This is a genomic window from Brevibacterium sp. FME37 (genome assembly GCF_014897485.1).
Taxonomy (GTDB): Bacteria; Actinomycetota; Actinomycetes; order Actinomycetales; family Brevibacteriaceae; genus Brevibacterium.
In genome coordinates this window covers 175,166-195,298 of sequence record NZ_JABUYE010000002.1, presented here as the reverse complement: position 1 = coordinate 195,298, position 20,133 = coordinate 175,166, and the positions used below count along the sequence as shown (strand labels likewise).

Annotated in this window: 21 protein-coding genes; 15 read left to right on the top strand and 6 right to left on the bottom strand. The window is 59.9% G+C overall.

Annotated features, from left to right (window positions below):
* Nucleotides 1-75: 75 nt before the first annotated feature.
* Nucleotides 76-2,343 carry an LPXTG cell wall anchor domain-containing protein gene (locus INT29_RS03035; protein WP_193070692.1) on the top strand — a complete coding sequence of 756 codons (2,268 nt, stop codon included), beginning with the start codon at nucleotides 76-78 and terminating at the stop codon, nucleotides 2,341-2,343.
* 100 nt (nucleotides 2,344-2,443) lie between these two features.
* Here INT29_RS03035 and INT29_RS20535 read toward each other — a convergent pair whose 3' ends face one another.
* On the bottom strand, nucleotides 2,444-3,424 hold the full coding sequence (locus INT29_RS20535) for a GNAT family N-acetyltransferase (protein ID WP_319020825.1): 981 nt from the start codon (nucleotides 3,422-3,424) through the stop codon (nucleotides 2,444-2,446).
* Between the two features lie 36 nt (nucleotides 3,425-3,460).
* Between INT29_RS20535 and INT29_RS03020 the strand changes: the two genes are divergently transcribed.
* The 7 genes from INT29_RS03020 to tpx all read left to right on the top strand — a co-directional run bounded on the left by INT29_RS03020 (nucleotide 3,461) and on the right by tpx (nucleotide 9,452).
* Complete coding sequence (locus tag INT29_RS03020) at nucleotides 3,461-3,688, top strand: hypothetical protein (protein WP_226830781.1); 228 nt, start codon at nucleotides 3,461-3,463, stop codon at nucleotides 3,686-3,688.
* A gap of 36 nt (nucleotides 3,689-3,724) precedes the next feature.
* Entirely contained in the window at nucleotides 3,725-4,558 is an 834-nt protein-coding gene (locus INT29_RS03015) for a thioesterase family protein (protein WP_101569877.1), read from the top strand.
* Nucleotides 4,559-4,650: 92 nt separating this feature from the next.
* Nucleotides 4,651-5,043: a VOC family protein gene (locus INT29_RS03010; protein ID WP_101569878.1), complete on the top strand. Its 393-nt coding sequence runs from the start codon at nucleotides 4,651-4,653 to the stop codon at nucleotides 5,041-5,043.
* A complete protein-coding gene (locus INT29_RS03005; RefSeq protein ID WP_193070691.1) occupies nucleotides 5,040-5,576 on the top strand; it encodes a DinB family protein in 537 nt (178 codons plus the stop codon). The genes INT29_RS03010 and INT29_RS03005 overlap by 4 nt, the downstream gene beginning before the upstream one ends.
* Before the next feature lie 70 nt (nucleotides 5,577-5,646).
* Entirely contained in the window at nucleotides 5,647-6,618 is a 972-nt protein-coding gene (locus INT29_RS03000) for a DUF368 domain-containing protein (protein ID WP_193070690.1), read from the top strand.
* A gap of 100 nt (nucleotides 6,619-6,718) precedes the next feature.
* Nucleotides 6,719-8,872 carry a 5'-nucleotidase C-terminal domain-containing protein gene (locus INT29_RS02995; RefSeq protein WP_193070689.1) on the top strand — a complete coding sequence of 718 codons (2,154 nt, stop codon included), beginning with the start codon at nucleotides 6,719-6,721 and terminating at the stop codon, nucleotides 8,870-8,872.
* Nucleotides 8,873-8,951: 79 nt separating this feature from the next.
* Complete coding sequence (gene tpx, locus INT29_RS02990; RefSeq protein WP_193070688.1) at nucleotides 8,952-9,452, top strand: thiol peroxidase; 501 nt, start codon at nucleotides 8,952-8,954, stop codon at nucleotides 9,450-9,452.
* 38 nt (nucleotides 9,453-9,490) lie between these two features.
* Here tpx and INT29_RS02985 read toward each other — a convergent pair whose 3' ends face one another.
* Nucleotides 9,491-10,207: a PIG-L deacetylase family protein gene (locus tag INT29_RS02985; protein WP_193070687.1), complete on the bottom strand. Its 717-nt coding sequence runs from the start codon at nucleotides 10,205-10,207 to the stop codon at nucleotides 9,491-9,493.
* A 291-nt stretch (nucleotides 10,208-10,498) separates the two neighbouring features.
* Here INT29_RS02985 and INT29_RS02980 point away from each other — a divergent pair, with 291 nt between their 5' ends.
* A complete protein-coding gene (locus INT29_RS02980; RefSeq protein WP_226831073.1) occupies nucleotides 10,499-10,990 on the top strand; it encodes a hypothetical protein in 492 nt (163 codons plus the stop codon).
* On the opposite strand, the gene INT29_RS02975 is transcribed toward INT29_RS02980, so the two are convergent.
* Nucleotides 10,960-12,198: an NAD(P)-binding domain-containing protein gene (locus tag INT29_RS02975; RefSeq protein WP_193070686.1), complete on the bottom strand. Its 1,239-nt coding sequence runs from the start codon at nucleotides 12,196-12,198 to the stop codon at nucleotides 10,960-10,962. The two genes, INT29_RS02980 and INT29_RS02975, sit on opposite strands and share 31 nt — an antisense overlap.
* 78 nt (nucleotides 12,199-12,276) lie before the next feature.
* On the opposite strand from INT29_RS02975, the gene INT29_RS02970 reads away from it, so the two are divergent.
* Entirely contained in the window at nucleotides 12,277-13,776 is a 1,500-nt protein-coding gene (locus INT29_RS02970; protein WP_319020824.1) for a DHA2 family efflux MFS transporter permease subunit, read from the top strand.
* 40 nt (nucleotides 13,777-13,816) lie between these two features.
* On the opposite strand, the gene INT29_RS02965 is transcribed toward INT29_RS02970, so the two are convergent.
* The 3 genes from INT29_RS02965 to INT29_RS02955 all read right to left on the bottom strand — a co-directional run bounded on the left by INT29_RS02965 (nucleotide 13,817) and on the right by INT29_RS02955 (nucleotide 16,004).
* Complete coding sequence (locus tag INT29_RS02965) at nucleotides 13,817-14,401, bottom strand: hypothetical protein (protein WP_193070684.1); 585 nt, start codon at nucleotides 14,399-14,401, stop codon at nucleotides 13,817-13,819.
* 245 nt (nucleotides 14,402-14,646) lie between these two features.
* Complete coding sequence (locus tag INT29_RS02960; RefSeq protein ID WP_193070683.1) at nucleotides 14,647-15,291, bottom strand: hypothetical protein; 645 nt, start codon at nucleotides 15,289-15,291, stop codon at nucleotides 14,647-14,649.
* 134 nt (nucleotides 15,292-15,425) lie between these two features.
* Entirely contained in the window at nucleotides 15,426-16,004 is a 579-nt protein-coding gene (locus tag INT29_RS02955; protein ID WP_193070682.1) for an HhH-GPD-type base excision DNA repair protein, read from the bottom strand.
* Nucleotides 16,005-16,059: 55 nt separating this feature from the next.
* Between INT29_RS02955 and INT29_RS02950 the strand changes: the two genes are divergently transcribed.
* The 5 genes from INT29_RS02950 (at nucleotide 16,060) to INT29_RS02930 (ending at nucleotide 20,126) form a co-directional block, all read left to right on the top strand.
* Nucleotides 16,060-16,440 carry a YchJ family protein gene (locus INT29_RS02950; RefSeq protein ID WP_193070681.1) on the top strand — a complete coding sequence of 127 codons (381 nt, stop codon included), beginning with the start codon at nucleotides 16,060-16,062 and terminating at the stop codon, nucleotides 16,438-16,440.
* Between the two features lie 188 nt (nucleotides 16,441-16,628).
* The gene (locus INT29_RS02945; protein ID WP_193070680.1) at nucleotides 16,629-17,102 is read left to right on the top strand and encodes a DUF2087 domain-containing protein; all 474 of its coding nucleotides are present in this window, start codon (nucleotides 16,629-16,631) and stop codon (nucleotides 17,100-17,102) included.
* A 59-nt stretch (nucleotides 17,103-17,161) separates the two neighbouring features.
* A complete protein-coding gene (locus tag INT29_RS02940) occupies nucleotides 17,162-17,671 on the top strand; it encodes a phosphoribosyltransferase (RefSeq protein ID WP_101572585.1) in 510 nt (169 codons plus the stop codon).
* A gap of 10 nt (nucleotides 17,672-17,681) precedes the next feature.
* The gene (locus tag INT29_RS02935) at nucleotides 17,682-18,989 is read left to right on the top strand and encodes a carboxylesterase family protein (protein ID WP_226841568.1); all 1,308 of its coding nucleotides are present in this window, start codon (nucleotides 17,682-17,684) and stop codon (nucleotides 18,987-18,989) included.
* Between the two features lie 54 nt (nucleotides 18,990-19,043).
* Nucleotides 19,044-20,126, top strand: a complete 1,083-nt coding sequence (locus tag INT29_RS02930; RefSeq protein WP_193070679.1) for a winged helix DNA-binding domain-containing protein — start codon at nucleotides 19,044-19,046, stop codon at nucleotides 20,124-20,126.
* Nucleotides 20,127-20,133 lie beyond the last annotated feature (7 nt).

Here is a 20,133-nt window from a genome sequence, read left to right as displayed (position 1 = left end):
CAGCCCGTAACCTTACCGTGACCAAGGTCATCAACTTGTGATGTTGCAAGCTCCTGATAAGAGAAACGGAAATTTATGCAGAAGAAACTCGTGCAGAGTTCGCTGGCACTGACCGCCGCTGCGGCACTCGGATTGGGCGGCGCGTTCGTCGCAGGCCCAGCTGCAGCCGGCCCTCAGCAAGTCCTGACTGAGCAGCAGGCTGTGAAGGCTGCCAAGAACGTTGACGTCGTCAACGCCTTTGGCTTCGATGAGAAGACTAAGACTCTCCACCTCGGTGTTGAGGGAGAGGCTGACGTTAATTCGAAGGAGATCAAGGATCTCAAGAAGAAGTACGGCGCTGAAAGCGTCGAAGTAGTCTCCGGAATGAAAGCCGCCGAGCCTTACGCGAAGAATGACGCAGTTGGCGGCATGGGCTACCTGTCTGAAATTCCCAGCCAGCCAGGCTTCCTGGGCGCATGCTCGACTGGATTTGCCGGTTGGGACGCAGACGGCAAGAAGCTCGTCCTTACTGCGGGACACTGTGCAGAGGACGACGCTCCAGGCAATCTTGTCACCCCACTGGACTCTGAACTGCCTTCAACAGCCCCCGCAGTCACCGGGGACTACGAGGAGGGCGGATACGATCTTCAGAACATCGGACCGTTGGGCGAATGGGGCTTCAACAAATTCGGGAGCGTCGCGACTGACCCGGATAACCCTGACGAGGCGAACGAAGACGACATCGACTTTGCTGTCATCAACGTCGGTGATAAATACAATGTCAAGCCTGAGATTACTGATTGGCAGTCCGCTTCGACCAATGACCTTTCAGGGTCAACGACTCAAATCACAGAGGTCGGTGCTCACACTTCCGGAGCAGTCCAAAAGTCGGGACGCACCACTGGTCTGACGAGTGGTGAAGTTGCCGCTGACGAGCTATGGCCTTTTGATTATCAGACCGTTGGTGACCGCTGGGTTCATGGCTTTGGTGTGACCTCAGCAGTCGGAAACGACTTCTCTATGCCTGGTGACTCCGGGGGTGGAGTGTTCCAGGGCAATACGGCTGTGGGAGTCATTTCGGGTGGCGTCCCTGACCCCGTTACCGTCGGTGGCGAGACCTTCATGTGGGGCTGGGTTGCTGACCTTGACTACTCGCTGGAGCAGTCCGGAATCGACTTCCAGCTGACTGATCCGAACGAAGAGCCTCCAGGCGACGACGATGCAAATGCTGACGCTGGTGCCGACGCGAAGGACGCTGACTCAGATGCTGGTGCCGACGCGAAGGACGCTGACTCAGATGCTGGTGCCGACGGCAAAGACGCTGACGCATCAGCTGCAGCTGACGCAGACGCCAAGGACGCAGAGGCTGACGCTGGGGCCGACGGCAAGGACGCAGACGCCGACTCCGATGCTCCGGAAGCACCTGAAGCGCCAGTCGTCGACGACCAGAAGGTTGACGAAGGCGGCCAGATCACCGGCAAGACCGAAGCCAACGCCAAGGTGAAGCTAGGTTGGAAGCCTGTCGCCGCCAACGGCGAACAGTCGTCGAACCAGGCTCAGGCTGCAGCAGAAGGCACTGTGACTGTCACGGCTGACGCCGACGGAAACTTCACCGCTGAAGCTCCTTCAGAAGCTGGCGAGTACGCATACACTGCTACCGCGACCACTGATGCCGGTACTTCGGACCCAACTGAGTTCACCGTGACCGTGGAAGCTGCCGCTGAAGAAGCAGACGCCGATACTGACGGTGCAACCGCTGATGCGGATTCGGGTGCAGAATCTGATGCAGGCGCCGACTCGGACGCTGGTGCAGCTGCAGACGCTAAGAATGCAGAATCCAACTCTGATTCCGACGGATCGAAGGACGGCGAGGCTCCGGCCGAGCGCAAGATCTCCATCGAGCCTAAGGAAGTTGCGGCTTCTGACTTCGTGAAGAAGGACAAGGGCGTGCAGATCACGGTCGAGGGCTTCGAAGAGGGCGAAAACGTCTCTCTCGAGGTAGTCGCCGGTCCGGAAAATGTTGAGGGCATCACCCTCGACGAGACCGCGAACGAAAACGGCGTCGCCGCTTTCTCGATCTACGGAACCAACGCAACTGATCCTTCGGCCTATCTGGGCAAGTATGACGTGCAGGTGACCGGAGCCAACGACACGGATGATGAAAAGGCACTTGCCGGCTCGTTCACCGTAGTTGCCGATGAAGATGGCAACGGCGGCGGAAGCGACGACGGTGACGGTGGAGACGGTGGATCCGATCTGCCTCGCACCGGTGCTGAACTGACCGGCCTTGCTGCCGGTGCTGGACTCCTTGTTGTCGGTGGAGCCGCAGTAGTCCTGACCATGCGTCGGAACAAGAAGAACTGAACATAGCTCACCCGATCAGCCAATGATCGTTTGAGGGTTCACACAAGAACACCCCTGGTCTTCGGACCAGGGGTGTTCTTCTTATAGCCACAGCTTCAGGTTACAACTTCACAAATCCGCGGACGTCTGACCTGCCGGCCGCGGATGCTTCGGCGAATCCCAGGGAATCGTAGAACGCCGTCTGTCCGGGATCGGTATCCGTGAGCAGGACCTTCTGCCGGACTGCCCCAAACGGAGCGAGGACACGGGTGACGAGTTGCCGACCGACACCTCGGCGATGGTGGTTAGGGTGGACGAGCACATCCTGTAGGTAGACGATCGAAGCGAAATCACTGACGACGCGCGCCAAGCCGATTAGCTCGCCATTAAGCCGAGCGGAAACGACATGAGCCGAGGACAGCACGCTCGAGCGCAGGGTGACCGGGTTCTGTGTGTATGCCGTCCAGCCCACCGAACGATATAGATCGACAAGTTCTGTGGCCTCAGATACAGAGTTCGACGTGAATTCGACGTCTTCCTCGACATGGGGAGTGAACATTGGGAGATCGTGCCAATGGACATCGACCGATGACCCAGACTCCCATTCCTCGCGCAGAATGGCGTAGGCGACCGAGTCTCTGGGAGCCTGACCTCGTACGGGCCAGGCTCGTCGATAGTGTGCTTCCTTCGACCAGCCCGCCCGAACGAAGGTGGACCGCATAGCAATGTTGTCATCGCGAGTATGACCTTCGAACCGATCGACGTTCAGGGTCGTGAATACATGATCCGTGACAGCGCGCAGACACGCGATGCCAAGACCTCGTCCGCGAAACTCCTTGCCCAAACGCAGATCGAACATGGGTGTGTCATCGGTAAGATCTTCCAGGCGGACATAGCCAATGACGCCCAAGGTGTCATGGCGAAGCCAGAATGCTTCATTCTCTTGATTGCGAAGAACGCCAGAACCGATGACTTCCACTGCCTTAGCAACAGTCCAAGGCTCGGCGTGAACGTGGAACGGGAAGTCGTTGCTGGTGAAGAATTCGATGAGGCTGGAACGATCGGCACCGTTGGGATCGAGGCGTGACAGGGATATGCTCATGGTCACCAGGCTAACCGGATAGATGAGGGCAGGGGAGTGTTGGCAGTGGGCCTCGAAGACGATCCGTTCGACTACCGCATCACGAAATCCGGAATGCTCGTCATTACCCGCAGCGGTCGAACTGTGATGGAGCTCGGTGGCAAGAAGGCGTCTGCTTTGATTCCAAAGCTCGGCGTCAGCAATGATTCCGACCAGCAGCTGCTTGCTCGGGCCACCGGCAACTACCGCCGCGGCAACGAACGGCACGTCAACCGACATCACTGACCGGACGTTTGTTCAGTTCTTGGTAATGTGAGTCACATGAGCCAAACGAATGTGAACGAAACGCGACTCAGCGAATTCGCCTCCGCTATCGCTGTCGAACGTCAGTCCGAGACCAGCTTCAGCGCTGAACTCGACGGGGAGTGGAGTGTAGCCGGAGCAGTCAACGGGGGATATCTCCTCAGCATTGCCGCTCAGGCTCTGCGCAGCAACAGTCCGAACTCTCCCGACCCTTTGGTGCTCTCCACCTACTATCTGGGCCCCAGCCGGGGAGGCCGAGCCGACATCACCACACGCCTGATCCACGAAGGCCGATCCAGTGCCACCTTCGCCGTGGATATGGCGCAGAACAATGCACCTAAGATCACCGCATTAGCGACAATGGGCAGTCTGGGCAGTCTGCCCGACGATGTAGAAACGACTGCGGTCCCACCAGAGCTGCCGGACCCGGAACAGTGCATCAGCATCGCCGAGGCGCCCGGAGACTTCGTCGAATCCGCTCCCTTGGTCAAACGCTACGATATGAGGCTCGATCCCGAGACCGCTGGCTTCGCAGTTGGTCGACCCAGCGGACGCGGTCTGCTGCAGGGGTGGATCCGTCTGGCCGACGGGACGGAGCCGGATGCATTGTCGCTCTTGGCATTTCTAGACGCATTCCCACCTGTCATGTTCGACCTGGGCCGCTTCAACTGGGCCCCGACCATGGAGCTGACAGCTCACCTGCGCTCGGTGCCAGCCCCAGGCTGGATCAAGGCAAAGCTGTACACGCGCAATATCGCCGGTGGCATGTTCGAAGAAGACTGCGAACTCTGGGACTCCGCCGGGCGGCTGGTCGCTCAGTCCCGGCAACTGGCCAGGCAGCCACGCAGCTGAAGCCCGAATTGTGTCAGGGAACCCACACCGCGTCATAGCCTGCGTCTAGAGTGTGAGGTCAAACAGACCTCATCACGAAAGGACCACCAACCATGGCGTCCCTGTCCTCGCTGAGCATCACATTCGACTGCCTCGATGTTGAAACCCAATCGGTCTTCTGGGCTGAACTCCTCAATGCAGATCTCGACGATGGGGCGGACGAATTCGTCGCGAGCATCGGCGGAGTCCACAACGGGGAATCAACAACCCCAGGCATGCTCTTCCTGCAGGTCGACGAACGTGGGGAAGGCAAGAACCCACTGCACATCGATCTCGATGACCCGAACTATCCGGCCGATGTCGACCGTGCGGTGGCGTTGGGGGCCGAGAAGGTCGCATCCTTTACCGAGTTCGGCATCGAATGGACGACGTTGAGGGACCCCGAAGGCAATGTCTTCGACATCGGCCGGAAAACACCCACAGAGGAAAGCGAGCGTTTGACATGAGCCTCCCACCAGACGAGTCAGCCGAACTGGCCGAGCCAACCGAAGCACCGGGCGAACGTCAGGGATTGGAGGAGTTCCTTGACTACTACCGCGAGGTGATGCGCAGAAAAGTCAGCGGACTCGACCAAGCTGCACTGAGCCGAAGCGTCGCTGCATCGACGCTGACCCTGGGCGGAATCATCAAACACCTCAGCCTGGTCGAAGAGTCTTGGTTCGTCGAGGACATCTTGGGCCAGGAGCTATCAGATCCTTGGGCAGCCATCGACTGGGAGACCGATCGCGATTGGGATTTCGAGAGTGCGGCAAACGACTCGCCCGAGTATCTCATCACCCTTCACGCCAAGGCATGTGAGCGCTCAAGACAGATTCTTGCCGACATCGACGACCTGGACACCCTTGTCGCACGTGAACCCTCCTCAGGCGATCGATTCAACGTGCGATGGGTCCTCATCCACATGATCGAGGAGTACGCCCGACACGTCGGCCACGCCGACCTCATCCGCGAAAGCATCGACGGAGCAACCGGCGACTAGGAGGCCACCCCCGAGACAGCGGTACCCTTCTGCTCATGTCCGCACCTGTGTCTCGTAAGGTGAAGACACTATGACGAATTCCAACTCAGAGGCGACCGCCGATGGCGCAGCCTCCCGCTCCAAAACTCTGATTCCCCTTGACCTGCTGCGCGGCTTCCTAATCGGGTCTGCCGAGCTCGTCCCCGGTGTCTCCGGTGGAACGATCGCACTCGTGACCGGCGTCTACGACCAGCTCATCGACTCCGCCGCGCATGTCGTCAAGGCTGCTAAGACTGTGATCACCGGCCCCGACCGGTGGAAGGGTGCCGTTGCCGAACTGCGCCGCACTGACTGGTTCCTCGTCATCCCGGTGCTTCTGGGAATGGCGACAGCGGTCTTCAGCATCGCCGGGGTGATGGAAGCCTTCGTCACCGCCAACCCGGAACTCGCCCGGGGACTGTTCTTCGGCCTCGTCGCAGCCAGCATCGCTGTCCCGCTGCGCATGCTGCCCGCGCGCACCGGTCAACCAGTGCTGCTCGGCGCCGTAGTCTTCCTCGCTGCCGCCGCACTCGCCTTCTGGATGACGAGCCTGGCTGGCGGATCCGACGTCTCGAACCCGCCCCTCATCGCAGTTTTCTTCGTCGCCTCCATCGCCATCTGTGCCCTTGTCGTTCCTGGAGTCTCTGGATCGTTCTTTCTCCTCGCAGTCGGCCTCTACGCCACCACGCTGAGAGCGGTTAATGACCGTGACCTCGTCTACATCGGCGTGTTCGGGCTCGGCGCGCTCCTCGGCCTGGCAGTGTTCGTCAATATCCTGCGCTACCTACTTCACAACTACCGGTGGTGGACACTGGTGGCGATGGCAGGGCTGATGCTCGGGTCTCTGCGTGCCCTGTGGCCGTGGCAATCGGCTGGCGACGCCGGTGGTCTGCTCGCTCCTTTCGACCCGGTGTGGCTGCCGATCCTCCTCAGCGTCATCGGCGCAGCAATCGTCGTTGTTCTCATCATCATCGAGTCCGCGTTCGCATCGAAGACTGTGAAGGACAGCCTCGGCGAGCAATAGAGCCAACATAGTTTGTGCATATTTTGCTCAGGATTTGCTCAGAATTGTTGTATTTCGGATTAGAGTAGGAGATCTGTATCACAACGATATCTGGAGACTTATGCGCTTGCGTACCCTTGCCTCGTCCACACTGGCTCTGACGCTCATCGTTGCAGGACCAGCGGCCGCCTCGGCGAAGGGACTGGGCAGCGGGCCACCAGAGGATGACAAGGCGGCAGGCACGGGTGTACTCACCCTGTTGGCGACAACCGACGTCCACGGACACGTCCTCAACTGGGACTACTTCGCCAATGCGCCCTACCCTGACGGGGAAGAGCTGGGTATGTCGCGAGCCTCCACTCTGATCAACGAAGTCAAAGAGGCCAAAGGTGAGGATTCTGTGCTCCTTGTCGACAATGGCGACACGATCCAGGGCACCCCGCTGACCTATTACTACGCGCAACAGGAACGCATCACCGAGACCGGTGAGATGCACCCGATGGCCAAGACGTACAACCACGTCGGCTACGACGCGCAGGTCGTGGGCAACCACGAATTCAACTATGGTCTCGACCTGCTCGCCAAATACAAGGAACAGGTCGACTTCCCCCTCCTCGGCGCGAACATCATCAATGACGATGACGGTCAGACCCACCTTGATCCCTACACCCTGGTGAAGAAGAACGTCTCCGGGCAGGAGATCACCATCGGCGTGCTGGGCGTGACGACCCCCGGCAGTCGCATCTGGGACAAGAACAACCTCTCCGGTAAGGTCCACTTCGATGACCCGGTGGAGACTGCGAAAGAATACGTCCCGAAGATGAAAGACGCCGGTGCAGATATCGTCGTCGTCCTCTCCCACTCAGGCAAGGATCCCGAAGGCCAGTCCTGGGACCCAACGAAGCTGCAGGAGAACGTCAGCACCTCGGTCGCGAAGGTCCCCGGGGTCGACGTGCTCGTCGCCGGGCACACCCATCTGAACGAGCCCAGCCAGGTCGTGTCCCGCGAAGACGGGACGAAGGCCCTCATCACTCAGCCCAACTACTGGGCGCGGTCGGTCTCCGATGTGGATCTGCCTATCGACCTCGAGGACATGGGCATCGACTGGGGGACTGTCGACCCCGAAGCCACACCTCTGGCCACTCAGGGCGACGTCGCCGAGGATCCCGAGATCAAAGACATCATCGACTCTCAGCACAAGAAGACCGTGGACTACGTCAACACGAAGATCGGCTCCGTGACCGAGACCATGAGCGCTTCGAACTCGTACTATGAGGACACCCCGATCCTCGACTTCATTTCAAAGGTGCAGTCCGAGACGGTGGAAACCGCATTGGCTGACACGAAGTACAAGGACGTTCCCGTCATCTCGCAAGCTTCACCATTCAGTCGCACGGCCGAATTCCCCGCCGGTGACATCACCATCCGCGACGTCGCAGGACTCTACGTCTTCGACAACACCCTCGGCGGCGTCGAGATCAACGGTTCACAGCTGAAGGACTACCTCGAGTTCTCCGCTCGTTACTTCAAGCAGACGGAAGAAGGGGCAGACTTCGACCCGGTCAATGGAACCAACGCCATCGACGAAGGCCTGGATCGCCCGATTCCCGACTACAACTACGACGCGCTCTCAGGCATCGACTACGACATCAACGTATCCAAACCAGTCGGCAAGCGAATCGAGAACCTCACCGACAAAGAGGGGAAGACTGTCAGTGATGATGACACATTCATCCTCGCGATCAACAACTACCGTCAGTCCGGGGGTGGTGACTACCCGGTCGGTGACCTGAAGGAGGTCTACAACGAACAGGTCGAGGTCCGCCAGAGCCTCATCGACTGGGTCAAAGACAACAAGGTCGTCGACCCCACGGCCTTCTACGACGAGAACTGGAAGGTCGTCACGACCACGCAGGAACCCGGCGACGATGACGAGAATTCGTCGAACGCCCAGGCAGAGGCTGAAGCTGACGGGACGGCCGACGGTGGCAACGCGGGCGCCGTGGATGGCACTGACAAGGGCAACGGCGACGATGGCGCGGCTGGTGCCAAGGATGACTCCGATGCCAACGACGAGGCTGCTGCGAACGCATCGGCTGCGGCCAAGGGTTCGGACTCCTCCACCAGCAGCTCCTCCAACGGCAGCGGGGACGCGAACGCCGGCGGTGACCTGCCACGCACCGGTGCAGAACTTGCCACGACGCTCGGGATCGCGGCAGTCATCATCGCACTCGGTTCAGGATTGGTCTTCATCGCCCGCCGACGTCGGATCTGAACGACCGATTCCCGTGTCCGTCCTCTCACGTAGGGTGGTAACTGACAGCAGTGATCACGACAGAAAGTGAGAGTGAAACATGGCGAAGACAGCATTCCAGGGCACACCGGTCAAGACCGTAGGTGACCTCCCGGTAAAGGGTGCACAGGCACCAGCATTCAGCCTTGTGGGCAACGACCTCGGTGAAGTGAGCTCGGCCGACACAGCTGGTAAGCGAGTTGTGCTCAACATCTTCCCCAGCGTGGACACCGGAGTCTGTGCCGCCTCGGTGCGCAAGTTCAACGAACTCGCCGCGAGCCTGGACAACACCACAGTCCTCTGTGTGTCCAACGACCTGCCCTTTGCTCAGGCCCGCTTCTGCGGCGCGGAAGGCATCGAGAACGTTGTGGCCGCATCAGGTTTCCGCAGCGCCTTCGGCAAGGAATTCGGTATGACGATGGTCGACGGCCCCCTGGCCGGACTGTTGGCCCGCTCCGTCGTCGTCCTTGACGAAAAGGGCACCGTCATCCACAAGCAGTTGGTCGACGAGATCGGGACCGAACCGGATTACGACTCGGCGGTTGCGGCACTCGGCGCCTGAGCGCCTCGGAGCCGGTCACCGCTCAGTCGTGCCGGGTCCTACATGTCGAATACCTGCACGGGCAGCGCGTACTTCACGCCTGCCCGTGTTCCGCCTTCCGAGGTGATTCCCGGGATCATGTCCGCAGGTGCAGGATGGTCGGGCAGCGCCTCAAGATAGACGGTATGAGCCTGCAACGAGCGCACGGCTCTATCGACATGATCATCGTCGAGGGGCACGGCATGTGTGGCGTCGGCACCGTTGACCAACAGTTTGTCGGCCTTCCATGCGTTGAGACCCTCATCCTTGAGGTCGGTGAAGACCCATGGATTGTCGGCATCTCTGATCGCATCGACTGTCGCGATGCCGGCGGCACGATGGTCGACATGGTTAAGTCCCCATGGCATGTTGAGCTCCCAGTTCGTCACCATCACGGCATCAGGTTTGAATTGGCGGAGCTTCCTCGCGATCGCATGCCGCAGTTCAAGACTCGGCTCAAGAAGTCCGTCAGGGAAATCGAGGATCTCAAGGTCATCCACTCCGACGATCGTGCACGCCTGACGTTGTTCTTCTGCGCGTAGGGGAGCGACTTTCTCGGGGGCCATCTCCCGAATTCCTGCTTCACCACGAGTCAGAAGCAGATAGGACACAGGCTTTCCCTGGTCTGTCCATTTGGCCACAGCAGCGGAGGCACCGTATTCCATGTCATCGGGATGGGCGACGATGCACAGGAGTCGATTGACCTCATCGTCGTCGAAGATCGGAAGCTCAGTCATAGTCCCAGGCTAAGGCTCACACGACACATGTGCCAGAGCAGTCGTCGGATGCACTCGGTACTATGTGAGTGGCTCTGTCGACGCAGTGCCACTTCACCATTTGAAAGCAGGCCCATGTACCGGAGTCTCCTCCTGGCAAGTGTGATGGTGCTGGGTCTGTCCCTCTCCGGGTGCTCAGCCCTGCGGGTGAGCACAGCTGAAGGTGATTCGCGGCCGGTCAGCGTCGGCATCAATGACGGTTCGAAAGAAGAACCACACCAAGAGCCTGACACTTCAGTGATCCCATCTGGCATGACTGAGGTGACGGTCGATCTGGGGCCAGAATGCCCGATCAAGGTGCAGATGGCGATGGATGGACGGTGGAACGATGATCTCGCCTACGACAGTTACCAGCTCTACACTCGCGACGATGGTTCCATCATCACCGTCAACTGCTATAGAGCCGAAGGTGAGACGGCACAGAGCATCATCGACACGGCACAGGAACAGACCTTCGGAGAATCGCGATCGAGCATTCTGGAGGAGACATCCGGAACAGTCTCCGGTGGCGGCTATTGGACTGTCCACGGGTTGCTTGCCCGCCAGGAAGTCCGCGCCATCGATCAGACTGAGTCCGTGCTCTACGGAGCTATCGCCGGGATCTCCGATAACGGCCGACTCTACAAGGTCAGCGTCGAGATGGTCACCGTGGCACACAACCAGTCCGTGGCCGACCTCTTCGCACAGATGTTGCCGAGTGTCAGTTTCGCCGATCAGGTCCTGGAGCCACCAGCCCCTTCATAGGTGGGCGTGGGGTGTTCTGTCTTGCGCCTTTTGAGCAGCTCTCTGGCCGCGATCCGGCCCGCTCGTGTCGCACCGACTGTTGAACTCGCCGAACCGTACCCGACAAGGAAGATCCGTCGATCATCCTTGACCGAGACTTCGGTGTCCATGGAGATTCCGCCCTCGGGTGTGCGCAGACGTAAGGGCGCCAAATGGTTGAGAGCTGCCCGGAACCCGGTGTTCCAGAAAATGACATCGACGTCTTCGACTCGCTCATGTTCGAAGGGCCGCCAGGACTCAGGTAGCGCCAAGTGGTCGCTCGCCGAGGGCCCGAGGCCCTCCGAAGTCGTCTGTGCTTGGGTTTGTCTGCCTGGGAAATGGACCCCATGGGGCAGAATCGAATCGATCATTCCACGTGAGACGAGAACACCGGATTCGACGCCGTCTCGAAAATCCTGACGAACAGGCAGGCCCGTGGTGCGCACAACACTGGCGGGAGCAAGGCCGGCCAAGGTCCGCGAGCGCACGGCACGTTCGACTTCGATGCCCCAATTGCCGTCGAAGGCCCGGGAGGTGAAATTTGGAGGCCGGCGTGTGGCCCACAACGTCTCGGTGACTTCCGACAGCTCCAGTAGGAACTGTGTCGCGGAGATGCCGCCGCCGACGACCAATGTCCTCAGACCACGGAAATCCTCGACGTCTCGAAAATTCGCGGTGTGCAGTTGGCGGCCCTCGAACTCGGCAATGCCGGGTACGAAAGGAACATAAGGGTGAGTCCAGGTTCCGGTCGCATTGATCAGGTATCGACTAGAGAGTTGAACACGTTCACCGTCGATGTCTGCTGTGATCTGCAGAGGGCCGGCACCAGGAGTGGGCGACTTCACCGTGACTACCTCGGCGGGGCGGACGACGCAGAGTTCTAGCTCGCGTTCGAACCGGTGGTAATAGTCGGACACCACCGCCGAGGCAGGTGTTGAGGGATCGGGTGTGCCCAGCGGGAACCCGGGCAGGTCCGCCACATGGTTCGTGGACCCCAGCGTCAGAGAATCCCACCGTTCACGCCAGGCGCCACCGGGTCCGGCCCCAGCGTCGAGGACGATGAAGTCTTTGCCTGGAACCAGGCCGTCGCGCCAAAGGTAATGGGCGGCTGAGAGCCCGGCCTGACCTGCGCCGATAATGACGATCGGCCAATGAGAGTCGACCAGCAACTCCGAAATTCGGCACACCATGATGCCATTGTTTCAGGTTCGCGGCGCCTTTGGGCCAAAGGAGTTGACGACGGCGGGGATCGGGATAAAGATTGGTCGGTGAGCAATCAGGCAGATCCTTCGACCAATCCGTGGCGTGCCCTGTGGGCGTTATGCATCGGCTTTTTCATGATTCTCGTCGACTCGACCATTGTGACTGTGGCGATGCCGGACATCATGGACTCATTAAATGCGGACATCAACGCGGTCGTATGGGTCACCTCGGCGTATCTGCTCGCATACGTCGTGCCCTTGCTGATCACGGGCCGACTGGGCGACAGATTCGGACCGAAGCGTGTGTACATGGTCGGGCTCATCATCTTCACCGCCAGCTCCTTGTGGTGCGGACTGACAACTACCGTGGGTGCACTGATCGTGGCTCGCGTTGTGCAGGGGCTCGGCGCGGCAGCGATGACGCCGCAGACCATGGCCGTGATCACTCGGATGTTCCCTTCAGACCGTCGTGGTCCCGCCATGGGAATGTGGGGTGCGGTTGCCGGTATCGCGACACTGGTCGGACCCATCGCCGGAGGACTGCTCGTTGATGGATTCGGGTGGGAGTGGATCTTCTTCGTCAACGTTCCCGTCGGAATCATTGCTTTCGTCCTGGCGTGGAGGCTTGTGCCGCGTTTGGAAACGCACGCCCACAGCTTCGACTGGCTGGGAGTCGTACTTTCCGCCTGTGGACTGTTCCTCTTGGTCTACGGCATTCAGCAGGCGCATGACGTCAAGTGGGGCCCGCTGATCGGACCTGTCACCGTTCCCTTCGTCATCGGCGGGGGAGTGCTCTTCCTCATCGCATTCGTGCTGTGGCAGAAGTACACACACGCCGAGGTGCTCGTTCCCCTATCGTTATTCAAAGATCGCAACTTCACCTTGGCGAGCATCGCAATGTTGACGGTGGGCTTCGGCATCACCGCTTTGATGTTCCCCCTGATGCTGTGGGCTCAGACTGTGCTGGGGTATTCGCCAACTCAGTCAGCGTTGCTGGTGTCCCCGATGGCGATTCTCTCCGGGGCGCTGGCACCGTTCGTGGGCAAGATGGTCGATCGGGGAAGCCCGCGTGTATTCGCCGGCATCGGTCTGGGGTCCTTCTCCATCGCACTGTTCTGGATCGGCTCGATTCTGGGCTCGGACACTTCGCCCTGGGTGCTGATGCCGCCGATCCTGCTTCTAGGTGTGGCCAACGGCTTCATGTGGGCCCCGATCAGTTCGACGGCGACTCGTAACCTTGCTCTTCATCACGCCGGTGCAGGTTCGGGTGTGTACAACACCGTGCGACAGGTTGGTGCAGTGTTCGGCAGCGCTGCGATCGCTGTGGCTATGGAGTCTCGTCTGGCGGCCAACATCGGCGATGCCAGCGGGACGTCGGGCGGCTCCGGTGCGGAGGCTGTGGCCGCTATGGCGCCGGAAGGCGGGGGATCAGGGATGCCGGAATCAATTGCCACCGGGTTTGCGCATGCGATGGGCCAGTCGCTGTGGTTGCCAGCAGGACTCATCCTGATCGGTTTCGTCGCAGTGCTGTTCTTCGAAAGACCGAAAGCCCGGGTGCTCGGCTGACCTTCTTGCTCCAAGACTCGTAGTTGATGCCGGCTGAGGTCTAAGTACAGTCGGGTCCTTGCGGATTCATATAGCAGTCCTCATCGACTAAGTAGCGGTGGAAGCGGTAAACATCCATCGAGATCTCGTTGCTTGCTACGTGTGCGAAACCGTCGATGGGCAACCACGGCCCGCCGTCCACGGAAAACTCCCCGCTGAAGGTCGCAGTCATGCCGACAGTCTTCGCGCCCGTCTTCTGGTAGTCATGTCCGATCTGTGGCTCGTCGCCTGGGCGTGGCTTCGATCCAGGCTTTGAGGTGGTCCCGCCAGTGTCGTCGCCGAAATTCCAGTAGTACTTCTCCGGAGTGACCTTCACCGTGACTGCGTACGTCAACAGGGTCATATCGATATAGCTGGTGTCCGCGTCTGTCCAGAAAGCAGCAGGTTTGCCGATCACGGCCCAGTCCTTGGGCCAGGCATGAATCGTGGGGGCGGGAATGTCAAAGGTCTGGAACTGCGACTCGGGAATATTAGTGGGCGGCTCGGGCCTCGCGGGAGCACCGCCACCGCCGGGACCAGGGGTAGGGCCGGGGCCTGGCAGGCTGGCACAGATATGACCAACTTCTTCGAGGACGCAATCAGGCATGCCACTTCCGCCACCTCCACCGCCGGAACTGCCGCCTTTGCCACTGCCGGAGCCTCCACTGTCGCTGCCACCGCCACCTTCTGGGGGTCGTGGATTTGGTGGAGGCGGAGGCGCAGGAGGTTGCACCACGCTGCAGTTACGTTCTTGCAGCGAATCGCATCCGGGGCCGTTTAACGCAGCCGCCGAACGAGGATCGAGTATCAGACCTGTCGTGGCCGCCAAGACGAGTGAAGACAAAAGAGCGACTATTCGCACTTCTTGCTCCAGAGCTCTTGGTTCGAGACTTTCCAAGAATCACCATTTTTGGTTATTGTGTGCTTCATCGTTAAGCTCTGTGGCTTCTGTGAAGGTAACGGGTCGTCAAGATCTACAACAGCATGATTCGAATCGTGCGAACAATATAGAACAATGACAGAGTCGGCGCGATCTGCTTGTGGGCCTAAGGCAATCTCACGAACTCTGACGTCGTAATAGTCGTACTCACCAGCCATATACTGGCCGTTATCTTGAAGCTCTTCGGCGCTGTTTCTAAGCGCCTCAAGTGAATTTTCACTTGCAAATGTCTCAGCATTTTCGTCGTTCTTCCCACCAGAAGAAAACACGCGATTGATAGTTGCGATGTACCCATCAAACGCAACCAACGCCCCCTCGACGGCTTTCCTCTCTTCGGAACTCAGATCAAGGTCCGTCTCGTACGCAGGGACTGTCGGCTGCGGATCAGCGGCAGGGGAGGCTTTCGACGAATCTTCGGCAGGCAACGTCGAAGTTGGTGCAGCAACGGGGGAATGGTCTTCGCATCCTGACAGCGCCAGGGGCAGCGAGAGCAATGCGGCCAATGTCATAGCTGTCGTCGTGCGCAAACAGATACGTTCGCCAAGTCCAGTTTTCATTCCACGCCTCTGTGGTCGAGAACTCCGACGCAGAAGAATGGAGAGCGCCCGGAATCTCTACATTATGCGAGAACCGTGACTTTGAGAACAGGCGCAGTTGAATCTGTGGATAACTTGCTCGTGAGTGCGCGAACCTACTTCTTGGCTGCTTTCGCGGCGGCCTTCTGCTGCTTCTTGAATGCGCGGACCTCTAACAAGGTGTCCTCATTGACCACATCGGCGATCGAGCGACGGCTGTCCTCATCACCGTAGTCACCTGCGGCCTCACGCCATCCATCAGCTTTGAAATCAAACTGTTTGCCGAGGAGGGCCAGGAAGATCTTCGCCTTCTGATCCCCGAACCCTGGCAGCTTCTTCAGACGTTTGAGGACTTCGGGGCCCGTCGGATCACCTGAGGTCCAGATTGCGGCAGTGTCGCCGTCATATTCGTCGACGATCGCTTCAGCCAGCTTCTGCACTCGGGTCGCCATGGACTTCGGGAAACGGTGGACTGCGGGCTTGATAGAGAACTTCTCCAGAAACTCATCGGGATTCATCTCAGCAATTTCGACCACATGGAGTCTGCCCAGACGCTGCGCAAGCTTCGCTGGCCCAGCGAACGCGACTTCCATCGGGACCTGCTGGTCAAGCAGCATGCCCATCAGCAGGGCAAAGGGGTCATCGGCAAGGAGGGCATCGGCTTCGGCATCGCCGGAGAGGAATACTGAACTCATGGATCCATAGTGGCATGTAACCAGGTCGCAAGCACCTCAGAGATACCATCGAGTCATGATCTGCCCTTGTTCCGGACAACCACCCGGCGCCGACTATGACAACTGCTGCCGTCCTGCCTTGGACGCAGAGACCTGGCCAACGACCGCTGAGGCTCTCATGCGCTCCCGCTACACCGCATTCGCCCGCGGCAACGAAAATCACCTCTTCCGTACCTGGCATGCCAAGACCCGACCGCGCGACATCGGATTGGATTCGGATACCGTCTGGCTGGGTTTGGAAATCATGGACACGACAGACGGTCTTGAAACTGATGAAACGGGAACGGTACATTTTCGGGCAACATGCAGGGACAACCTCGGCGAGCACACCCTTGAGGAGAACTCCGCATTCGTCCGTCGTGCCGGCCGCTGGGTTTACCTGGATGCCCTTGATTGACTGCCCTTCTCAAACGACGAACTATGTCTATACTGTTGGCAGCGGCGCATCCATCGCCCAGCCACGGTCGTGATCCCAGCTCACTGACTATTCGGCGAAGGGGAGAGAATCCTCGGACGAACCTGTCACGGTGATCTCCTGACCAGGTTTCGTGCTGGGGGAGACTTGGTCGCTGAGGATCACACGCCATGACCAAGCACAAAGACTTCAAACACCTCGTCCGCACTCGCATGAGCACAACGGGAGAGAATTTCACCACGGCACGCGCAGCACTGCTGGACGACCGATCCAGCGCGGACCATAACCACCGCACAACCTCCCTGGCAGATCCCCAAGCGGAAGCCTTCAGAGCCAAGACGCTGAGGACATTCATGCGCGAGGGGCACCTGGTCTCGATCCCTACGAAGCGTAAGGCCCTCGTCGTGGTCCTGTTGGAGGTCCTCACAGCTTTTGAGACCGATCGGATCTACTGTGAGAAGGACGTCAACACTCTCCTCAGCGCTTTCCATCCGGATTTCGCACGACTGCGACGGGAACTCATCGATTACAAGTACCTGGATCGCTACGCGCACACCGGCCAGTACTGGGTGAACTCGCCGGTGCCGAAACGCAGCGGGAACCTCGGTCAGGAAACGGCAGCCTTTGAGACGTTTCTGCACTGAGTCGGCGACCGCGTATCCTTGAAGCTCGGGTCAACACCGGGCAAACACAAGGAGCATCTATGGGCCAGGCATACCACGCCGATTCGACCGATCTCAACGATAAAGAGATCCTCACGTGGGATACATTCGGCACGTCGGCCAGAGAGATGGCACAGACCATCGCCGACTCCGACTATGACCCCGAAATCGTCATCGCGATCGCCCGTGGCGGCCTGCTGCCGGCCGGTGCACTGGCCTACGCACTCGGCCTTAAACTCTCGGACGCCATCAACGTCGAGTTCTACACCGATGTGCATGAGACTCTGCCCGACCCGATTCTCCTGGCCCCGATGCTCGACATCGAAGCCATCAAAGGCAAAAAGCTGCTCGTCGTCGACGACGTCGCAGACTCGGGCCGCACGCTCGCGCTTGTCCTTGAACTGCTCAAGAAGCACGGTGCCGAAGCACAGTCCGCAGTCATCTACGCAAAGTCAGCGTCGATCATCGACCCGGACTTCGTATGGAAGCGCACGGATCAGTGGATCGTGTTCCCATGGTCGGCCGAGCCTCCGGTCGTCGCCTCCAAATAGGCACGAGTCGATGATGAACGCCTGGCGGGATGTTGATGCCCCGTGTGGTCGGGTCAGAGCCTATGTCGACGGTGATGTGATCCGCGCGCGGGGCATTCGCTATGCCCGCGCGCAGCGTTTCGCTCACCCCGTCGATGAGCCGCCCGTCGCCGACATCGACGGCAGGCAACCCGGCCCCGGAAGTCCGCAGTACCGTCGGGACCCGAACGCTGGAATGACCTTCGACCAGCTCGGCGGCCTGCCCACCAGCGAAGACTGCCTGCGGGTGAGCGTGACATCTCCGGCGACCACGGGCGAAGGCGAATCAGCTCTTCCTGTGCTCGTGTGGATTCATGGCGGTGCCTACGTCGCCGGCGCCGGCGACGCGGAGATCTACGATCCGCACACCCTCGTCGAAGAACAGAACATCGTCGTCGTCTCGGTCACCTATCGCCTCGGCGTCCTGGGATTTTTGGGCACGGGTAAGCCCGAACATTCCAATCTCGGCCTCCTTGATCAGATCTCTGCGCTGCGGTGGGTCCAACACAACATCGCGGCCTTCGGGGGAGACCCCACCAATGTGACGATCGCAGGGCAGAGCGCCGGTGCCGACGCCTGCGCACACCTTATGATCGCCGAGGCGACCGATGGCCTCTTCCACCGCGTGATCCTGGCATCGGCACCACTGGGACTCGCCGGTGGCACCGAAGCGATGAACTGGGCCATGGCGAAGGTCGCAGCGAAGATCGACCCCGATGCCAGCATCGACCAGATACTTGCCGCACAGGACGAAGTGCACAAGTCGGCCTTGGTCGGCGGCCTGCACGCTGGTATGTGTTTCGGGGTCCACTACGGCGACTACCCACTGCCGGCGAAATACGACACCGCTGCCGCCTGGTCGGAAGCCGCACGCAAATACGATGTGCTCATGACCCGCACGGAACGCGAGATCGCCTTCTTCGCCGGTTTCGTCCCAGCCTTCCGGCGGCTGCACGACCGTCACCTGACTTCCCCCATGCTTGAATCACTGATCTCAGGCATCACCTCAGCGGTCTACACTCGTGCAGCCAAAGAATTCTACGACCGACACCGTATGTCGGGCGGCCAAGGCACACGCCTCCTCATCGTCTCCCGCGGTGATGGCAGCTTCTTCGACGCCGCGCATTCCGGTGACCTTCCCCTGCTGTTCCCCGGCAAAGTCTGGCACGACAGCTTCCTCGACTACGGGGAGACGGCACAGATCGCCGGCCCAGAACTGCGCACTATCTGGGGACGCTTCGCCACCTCCGGCGCCCTGCCTCGAGTCCCAGTCCCCGGACTCATCGATATACTCGGCTGATCCACCTACGGCCAGGCTGCATGTTGCGTCAGTGCGTTGGACTATCGTGAACTCATGGACTCACATCAAGTCTCCGCCGCCCGTCTAATCGCCCAAGGGCTCATCGATTCTCCGCGATCGGAAACCGTCACGGCACTCTCTGTGGTCCGTCACCTCGGGTGCGTCCAGGCTCAGGCGCTCGGAGGTGCACTGGTCTCGATCGCGTTGCGCACAGGTACCTCGATTGCTGCTGTCCGTGCGGCGATGGACTCCGGCGCCATCGTTCGGACATGGACGCAGCGAGGCACGATCCATCTGACTGCGGCCGAGGACCTCGGATGGATTCTCAAGCTGACCGGGCAGCGGACCTTGAAATCCGTGGCGAAGCGGCGTGAGTTCTTCGGCATCGATGATGCAATGGTCGACGCCGCGGCACTACTGGCCGAAGAGGCAATCCGTGATCGTGGGCCTCTGACCCGCCAAGAACTGCTCAACGCCTTCGAACCGCTGCAGGCAGGCAAAGAATATGGGCACGAGCGCTACCTCATCACCACCCTCGCGCTGCGCAATATCATCACGCAGGGGCCGATGGTCGACGGCAAGGACGATATGAAATACGTCCTGAGCGCCGACTGGATCCCGAACCCGGTCGATCTCGACACCGAGGCGGCCCTGCATGAATGGATGCGACGCTATGTTCTCAGCCATGGACCAGTGACGATCGACGACGCCGCACGGTGGACGGGCCTGCCCAAGACACCGGTGCGCACTGCCATTGCCGCGGCCGTCGCCGATGGCGAGATCGTCGAAGACACCATCGAGGGCCGTGAACACTACCAAGCTCCCGAGCTGGAAGACCGCCTGCACGAGAGCAGGTCGGGAGCGAACAAACTCCTGTTGCTGCCCGGATTCGATGAGATCATCCTCGGCTACAAAGATCGCAGCGCCACCTTGGACCCGGAACACGAGAGAATTGTTGTTCCCGGCGGCAACGGCATGTTCAAAAATACCCTCATCGACGAAACCAAGGCCCAAGCAACGTGGAAGCGTTCACCACGCAAGACCGGTCCACGACTGATCATCGACCCCTTCGACGATGGAGCTGTCGACACTGACCGCGCCGAGGCTGTTGCTTCTACCCACCCCGCTTTCGACTGAGGCAGCG